Annotated in this window: 5 protein-coding genes; 2 read left to right on the top strand and 3 right to left on the bottom strand. The window is 32.4% G+C overall.

Annotated elements, in window-relative coordinates; translation table 11 throughout:
- Positions 1-370: 370 nt before the first annotated feature.
- Positions 371-1996 (top strand): glycosyltransferase family 39 protein, encoded by a 1626-nt coding sequence (locus tag ACP6PM_RS05295; protein ID WP_426582505.1) that lies wholly within the window; start codon positions 371-373, stop codon positions 1994-1996.
- Between the two features lie 305 nt (positions 1997-2301).
- Here ACP6PM_RS05295 and ACP6PM_RS05300 read toward each other — a convergent pair whose 3' ends face one another.
- Positions 2302-2484 carry a DUF433 domain-containing protein gene (locus ACP6PM_RS05300; protein WP_426582507.1) on the bottom strand — a complete coding sequence of 61 codons (183 nt, stop codon included), beginning with the start codon at positions 2482-2484 and terminating at the stop codon, positions 2302-2304.
- Positions 2485-2577: 93 nt separating this feature from the next.
- Positions 2578-4173 carry a DUF6492 family protein gene (locus tag ACP6PM_RS05305; protein ID WP_426582509.1) on the bottom strand — a complete coding sequence of 532 codons (1596 nt, stop codon included), beginning with the start codon at positions 4171-4173 and terminating at the stop codon, positions 2578-2580.
- A 655-nt stretch (positions 4174-4828) separates the two neighbouring features.
- Here ACP6PM_RS05305 and ACP6PM_RS05310 point away from each other — a divergent pair.
- Positions 4829-6307 (top strand): DUF4403 family protein, encoded by a 1479-nt coding sequence (locus ACP6PM_RS05310; RefSeq protein WP_426582511.1) that lies wholly within the window; start codon positions 4829-4831, stop codon positions 6305-6307.
- A gap of 154 nt (positions 6308-6461) precedes the next feature.
- Here ACP6PM_RS05310 and ACP6PM_RS05315 read toward each other — a convergent pair whose 3' ends face one another.
- The gene (locus tag ACP6PM_RS05315; RefSeq protein WP_426582512.1) at positions 6462-7172 is read right to left on the bottom strand and encodes a hypothetical protein; all 711 of its coding nucleotides are present in this window, start codon (positions 7170-7172) and stop codon (positions 6462-6464) included.
- Positions 7173-7555: the final 383 nt, after the last annotated feature.

Consider the following 7555-nt stretch of genomic DNA (forward strand, 5'->3'; position numbering starts at 1 on the left):
GAAGTTTAGGCAGCAAAATATATCTCTATCTTATTTTTTATTATGATTGAAAGTGTTTGGTAGTTTAGGGTAAGTATCTTAAGTTAAAAAAGGAATATTTAGTTATGGCTAAAACTCGTTTTAGTGTTGATGTTTTTTGAGAATGATATAAAGTTTATTTCTATATTTTATAAAGGCGAGCGTAACTCACGGCAAAAGTTTTCAAGGTACTGAATTTCCTTAGGGATCGCTGACTTAAATTATATTTCAATAATTTTGTCTTTCTCGGTTCCCTATATTTTTTATATTTGCTTGAAAAAGCATCGATTATCTATCCCATTAAATCAAAAAAATGACTCTAAAAATTAACAAAAAGTTCCTATCCAAACCCATGGTTATTTTACTAATTATTACCATAACTTTAGGAATAGGATTCCGCTTTTTTAACCTGAATAAAAAAGTCTATTGGCATGACGAAGTATATACTTCTTTAAGAGCTGCGGGTTATGAGGCGAATGATATTTCTCAATTGTTTCAAAACCAAATTATTCCAGCTAAACAACTACAAAAATATCAACAAATTAAACCGCAAAGCACGTTCAAAGGAACTCTCAAGTCTCTCACAATTGAGAATCCTCATCATCCACCCTTATACTATTTTATGGCTCGATTATGGATGCAAAAATTTGGCGGTTCCCTGACGGCATCTCGTAGTTTACCAGCATTAATTAGTTTGTTATCTCTATCATTAATATATGTTCTAGGTTGGCAACTTTTTAAGTCTGATTTAACTGCTTTACTTGGCACTACATTTTTGGCTTTATCCCCTGTTGAAATTTTATTTGCTCAAACAGCAAGGCAATATAGTTTAGTTACTGTTTTGACTATTTGTAGTGGTATTTTCTTATTGCAAGCTTTAGATTCTCGGAGTTGGAAAAAGTGGGGATTATATACTATTGTTTCTGCCATCGGTTTATATACCCATTTGTTTTTTTCTTTAACTATTATCTCCCATGGAATATTTGTAATTAGCAATTGGTTGCTGTCAAATTATGTAGCAAATATTTCCTCTGAAAAAAAATCTAATTTATCAATATTTCAACGTTTGATTCAAACATTACCTCTAGATTTTTTCATTGCTTCAGTAGGAATAATAATTCTCTATACTCCTTGGATAGTTATAGTAATTAATAATTTGCAACAAGTGTATGATGCAACAGATTGGGCGAGAGTATCAGTAACCTTAGATTTTTTAATCAAAAGGTGGATTTTGAGTTTTTCATGCTTGTTTATTGACCTAGATTTTGGTTTTAATAAAATCAGCACATATTTACTCAGATTGCTATTTTTAATTATTATTATTTGGGGGATTTATACAGTTTGTCGTTCTTGTAATCTTTCCACAAAATTATTTATCTTGACTTCTATTTTTATACCTTTTATAATATTAGTAATACCAGATTTAGTATCGAGTGGGAAACGGTCTGCTATCACCCGTTATCTAATTCCCTGTTTTCCGGTAATATATTTATCGGTTGCTTATTTATTAGGAAGGTATTTAGGTAGGGAACATCTTACTTTATTTAGCAAGCAAAAATACTGGCGGGTGGTTTTAGTGACATTGTTAACTGCTAGTATTGCATCTTGTACCGTCAGTGCTTTTTCTGATACTTGGTGGAGTAAAGTTCCTAGCTATCATAATCCTGAAGTTGCCAGAAAAATTAATGCTAGTGACTCCCCAATATTATTGAGTGATGTGGGTGATAATTATACAAATACGGGAGATTTGATTTCACTCAGTTATATATTAGATGATGATGTACGACTGTTGTTATTGAGTAATTCGCCTAACTTAGAAATTGTTGAGAATGAGTCCGAAATATTTGTATTTCGATCCTCTGAAAGACTGCGCAAAGCAATGGAAGCGAAGCAATGGGAATTTGAGTCTATTATTGCACATGGGGAACTTTTACAAGTCAGCAAAAGGTCAGGGCTATTTCAGCCTACAATCAAGTGAGGATTTTACTAGCTTTTAGAGATTGGTTGATATAACCTTCAATCCTGGAAAAGGCATATTTTCATGGTTTGCAGAAAAAGTCAGAAATTAGAACGAAATAGCCCTGGGAAAAGATAACAATGAAATTATGGCAAAACAGTTAATTCAAAATCATATTATGTTTAGTATTAGTATCGCTATGTTAACCATAATTTAGTGATAATCAAGTATTTGTTTGCTAGCACTAAAGTATAAAGTTAAAGTTATAGAAAACGGGTTTGTATTAGATACCCTACCATGAGAAATTATTGGCTTTACTTTTACTGCTAGTTTGATTGAAAAAATGGGAATAAATTTAATATTTGTTTTGCAAGAATTAATTTTAATTGTTGCCGTTTATTTGTTAATTCCTCAGAAATACTCGAGACAAAAATTCTAGTTCCTGTTATTCTAGGGCGACCTCTACAAATGTTTGATATTGAGACAATTAATGTGCCAATATTTCTCATAAGTAGAGAGACAAAAAAATGGGCGTTGCTGAATAAAAGTATGATTTGACAAGAGTAGGAATTAGGAGCTACAAAGGATTCCTTTTTCCTTCACTATTTTATTGCCACTAATGTCATGTCTAACTCTTGGACAAGATTATTATATAGAGAACTTTGTTGCAGAAGATATTCTGTATCATCAATCCGCTCTCTCTCACGTTCATACCAAAGTTCGCTAGGAAGATAGCGAGTTTCTACCAACTCAAAATTCACCCCCAAATATATACCCAGTGGTGTAGTAGGATATCCTTTTTCCTGTCGCTCTTTGTTTAGTTTTTGGGAAAACATACTTAAACCATAGGGCGTAATTGCACGTACATGAGTAGGATCGTGTAGGAGGTTATCGTGGCGATGGTGGGGAACTTTGATATGCACCTTTGCCCCTGGTTTGCATATTCTATATATTTCCTGAATAATTTTGAGATAGATTTCTATCTGTTGCCCAAGATGTTCTAATACATGACTCATTTCTATTTCTGCCACGCTATTATCTTCCCACAGCCAAGGAAATGTTTCTAAATCTAATCTAATGTCAGGATCTCCAAACTTGTCTACATTGATATAACCATCTAGATGTCTCGCTCCGCAACCTAAATTTAAGCATAGGTCAGATTCAAATTTGCGCGGGTTCCATTGAGAACGTTGCTCTTCAATATGGGTATTTTTTCTATCTTTCTTGAGATGTCGCGGACTACTTTCAAAAGATAAAGAGGATGGAAGTGCATCTGGTTCGTATTTTTCTCGAATAAAAGATTCTATATCTATATATGAAGGGGAAAAGATAGCTCGATTAGATACTATTGATTGGTAACTATTAATTTCAGTGGAAAATACCCTCGACTGATAACTTCTCAGTGCAGCAGAAAATAGACCAGTACCATCATCAAAAAATCGCTCAGTTGTAGCTCCGTAATTTTCGTATGGATAAAAAGCTAGGTCAGCAGGAGCTTTTGCTGCTACCCATGAAATGTAAGACCAATATTCACTAAAGGTTTCAAATTGATTAGCAGAGCGCATCATCAATAATAACCAGTTTTCGTCTGATTGAAAATAGCTTTTTATTTGATTCTTAAATGATTTTAGATGTTCTTGTTTGAACCACATATGATGGGGAATAAATGTACCTTCATGGTCTGTAAGTGGCTCAACCCCAAGTACCGAAGTAATCCATTCAGCCCACTTGGATACAATATGAGGATTACCATATTGATTGTGTTGCAGAAGTGCAAATTTGTGTTGTGTAGTTTCTTGATGAATACTGATGAGTGGCCAAGTCTTAACAGGAAGTAGGTCGCTATCCCAAACAACAAACCATTCACTTAGGTTATCAATACCTTCATAAGCACCAAGTTTTAATAACTGTTGATAAAACCAACCAGGATTATAAAGTGATTTACCTAAATCAAGTTCTGAACAAATTGCTTCTTTTGTCAGACCATTATTTTGAAAAAAGTATTCTTCCTTGTGGGTATAGACTGGAGCAACTTGCCATTCCTTAACTTTCTGTTCTAGTAATTTTGCCTCACTTTCTGGAGCTATTATGTGGATAGTTCGAGGTTTGTAGTGGTGAGTAATTCCTTCTACAACAGCTTGGGTATTCCAACGCACTTTGTAAAGGGGGATAACAAAGTCGAATGTTTCTTTTGACATAATTTTAGATAGTTTCTTCTATTTGCTTCAGATGAGTTGACTTTCTGAGTTTTTCCACTCAGAAGACCTTTGATTCTTAGTCAATATTCAATAAGGAAGGAAAATATTCTATTCACAAACGTTCTGTTTTGTCAAATGCTCATCTATTTTTATTTTTGATTTTATTGTCAACTCAAAGAATATAGTTATAGTAAACAGGGGGTAAAAGGAAGCAGGGAATGGGAAAAATCATGGTTATATTTTCTCACTTTGTCAAATCTACTGCGTAAGCTCTCAGCTATCAGTTATACCATTTATCTGTAAAAATTCACTTCATAATTCTTACCCAGACTTGAATTTTACTGACAGTTCTTATCTTTTATTAAGTGCAACTTCATGGAGAAATGGTATTACTAGCATAAGAATAATTGAAGGAGTTAAGAATTAAAACTATTGAAATAGATAAAAGAGATTAGGTAAACTGAGATATCTACCAAACCAACTTGACAAATTTCTAGACTGAATTACTCAATAACTGACTTGATTTTTATTGCTGACTACTGATACGCAATTCCTCTGCAAGAGGCTAGCTAATAGCTAAATGCTTATGTCAAGGCTTATTTACTTGAGGAGGAAAGCAAAGCTTCAATATTTCAAGTTTATACAAATAAAATCAATGAAAACATTCTCTATTCCACGAATAATAAAATTTTCTATTTTAATGATATTCGTGCTAATTATTATTATTATTTTTTCTTCTAGAGCCGCTTTTAAGGGAATCAATATTCAACCTAAACTGCCGGAGTTGACATCAGCTAATACATTAAAACCTGAACGTAGTGAAAGTATATTAAATCTACCTGTAAAAATTCCGTTGGCTAATATTCAGAAAGCATTAAATCTGAATATTCCTCAGACATTTGTGGGTACAGAATCTGACCCTACAGATTTGCTCTCTAATGATAAGCTTACCTACGAAATTAATCGCAAAGATTTCAGTATTGGCACTCAAAATAATCGGATAAATTTTTCAGTGCCAATATCAGGAATTGCAAGATTAAAAGGTAAAATTAATTTACGTTTTACGAAAATTCCAGTTAGTGCGCGGACAAATATTGCAGGTACAATTTTTGGGGATCTTTCTTTAGGAATAGATAATGAATGGAATATTCAACCGAATCTAAATGTATCGACTAATTTAACTAAAGCAGATGTACCAATAAAAAATGTTGGCACTATTAGTATTCGTAGTATTCTGAAAAAACAGGTCGATCAAGCCATCAATAAAGAGAAGCCTAAATTAATTGCAGAACTTGTTGAAAATTTAAACCTCAAAGCCGAAGTAACGAAACAATGGAATAATTTGCATTTGTCAGAAAAGGTAAATCAAGACCCTTCAATTTGGATTAAAACTGAACCGCAAAGTGTTAGTTTTAAAGAGTTTGATTTGAGCGATGGTGAAAATGTTCAGTCTGGAATTGGAATTAAAATGTTTGTGGATACTTGTATATGTAAAGAAGCTCCTGTTATTAATTTTAAGCCGTTGCCTAATCTTGTTATTCAAGACCAGATAATAGATAAGTTTTTAATAAGTTTGCCTGTGCAGGTTTCTGTTGATGAATTGAATAATACTCTTCAATCTAAAGTTAGGGGTAAGTCTTTGTCTATTGATGAAAATCTGAAATTTATTGTTAATGAAATTAATTTATCTGCATTGGGTGAAAAAATTCTTGTTAAGGTTGATTTTAAGACTGATAAAGGCAATTTGCTTCAGGGAGCAAAAGGAATATTATATCTTTGGGGTAAGATTTTTTATGATCAAGATTCTAATAATCTGAAAGTGGTTGAACTGGATTATGATGTTGATACAAAAAATGCTTTATTGTCATCAACAGCAGATTCGCTTTTGAAACCTGTTTTGCTCAAGGAAATTGAGGAACGTCTTTCTTTTCCTTTAGATAAACAATTGAAAGTAGCTCAAGATGAAGCTAATAAATATATCAAGAAAATAAAGTTGCCTCCTGAAATTGATGCAAATATTGAGGTGAAAACAATTGAAGTTGAAAAGGTTGTTGTGGCAAATAATGATATTTTTCTGGTTTTATTAGCTGATGGAAATATGGCTGCTATTTTAAATTTAGAGGATAGGGAGTAGGAAAGAAAAAATAGTGTATCTCATTAGTATGAGATACACTATAAAAAGTAAAAAATTCTATATTAGTTCTTTTTGCAAAAGTAATAAATTAATAGCTTATTGCTAAGAGCTGACTCCTGAATGTTTACCTAAACTTTTATCTCGATCTACGCTCTTATTTATTTTCTAAAATTCTCTTCTTAACTATGTCTTCTATTTTCGAGGTCAAATCACTTATATTTGTTCTTTTGATGAGATATCCTGTATCAATGAATCCTATGATATAAGATAAAACTCCTCTAGCTGGGCGAAAAGAATAATTAATTATTTTTGTTGTTATTTCAGTTCTTCCTGTAAGCGGACTATCAGATATATCCATTTGATAATAGATATACCCTCCATAGTTTCTTTTTAGACCTTTCATTTTTTCCTTTTTTTCCCATTCTACTTGGAGTAATATGTGCAATTGATTCCTCAAAATTCCAATCTTGGCATCATGTGTCTTAACCTCATTATAAGGGGTTCTCTTTAATTCAATTCCCTCAAAGTATTCTGAGTATTCTGGATAGGGTGTTGCATTTTGGTTAATATTGATTTCTTGAGTGGGAAAGGCACTAAATAAAATGCTTTCTAATAACATTATTATAGATATCAAAGTTACTAATTCTATTTTACTCAAATTGATATTCAGCTTCTGCAATACATAGTTGAAAATTATTGGAGTAATTAATATGAAAATTGCTGTACTAATGGTTTTATATTGTTTAATTTCTACTACACCTGGTTGAAAATAGTTAACTATTGAAACTGTAATAAGATTAGTTAAAATTCCAGCAATTATCCCTAAAGTAATGTTTTCTAAATATCCACGAAATTGTGTGTTCATACCTACTTTTGATTTGATATTTAATTATTGACACTATAACAAATCCTAGATTCTAGGAGTTGGTATTTTAGGAGGGGAAATAGTTGAATTTCTTTTCCTAATAATGGTTAATGAGTAAAATTTAGTTGACAAAAAATACTTTATATGGTATTTATAAGAATAATGGAGAAGGTGCGCTCATATATACTAATTCTAGGCCATTGAAAAATCCTGTGTAGATGGTATTTTGGTGGCTTCGGCACTTCGCCTCGGAAGGTTCGTTGTGAAATTTTTGACTATTGGGGATAAGGAGATAGAAATTTCATTTTCTGAAGCACTCGGCTCGGATGGTTCGTTGGAAAATTTCTGACTATTACCGTTGGAGAAATCGCCGTTTCATTTTC

It is taken from the genome of Dapis brunnea BLCC-M229 (assembly GCF_050015995.1).
Classification (GTDB): Bacteria; Cyanobacteriota; Cyanobacteriia; order Cyanobacteriales; family Microcoleaceae; genus Trichodesmium.

Excerpts from the sequence above, each read along its gene's own strand:
- ACP6PM_RS05310 (WP_426582511.1), top strand. The coding sequence starts at position 4,829 with ATGAAAACATTCTCTATTCCACGAATAATAAAATTTTCTATTTTAATG.
- ACP6PM_RS05295 (WP_426582505.1), top strand. The coding sequence starts at position 371 with ATGGTTATTTTACTAATTATTACCATAACTTTAGGAATAGGATTCCGC.
- ACP6PM_RS05315 (WP_426582512.1), bottom strand. The coding sequence starts at position 7,172 with ATGAACACACAATTTCGTGGATATTTAGAAAACATTACTTTAGGGATA.
- ACP6PM_RS05305 (WP_426582509.1), bottom strand. The coding sequence starts at position 4,173 with ATGTCAAAAGAAACATTCGACTTTGTTATCCCCCTTTACAAAGTGCGT.
- ACP6PM_RS05300 (WP_426582507.1), bottom strand. The coding sequence starts at position 2,484 with ATGAGAAATATTGGCACATTAATTGTCTCAATATCAAACATTTGTAGA.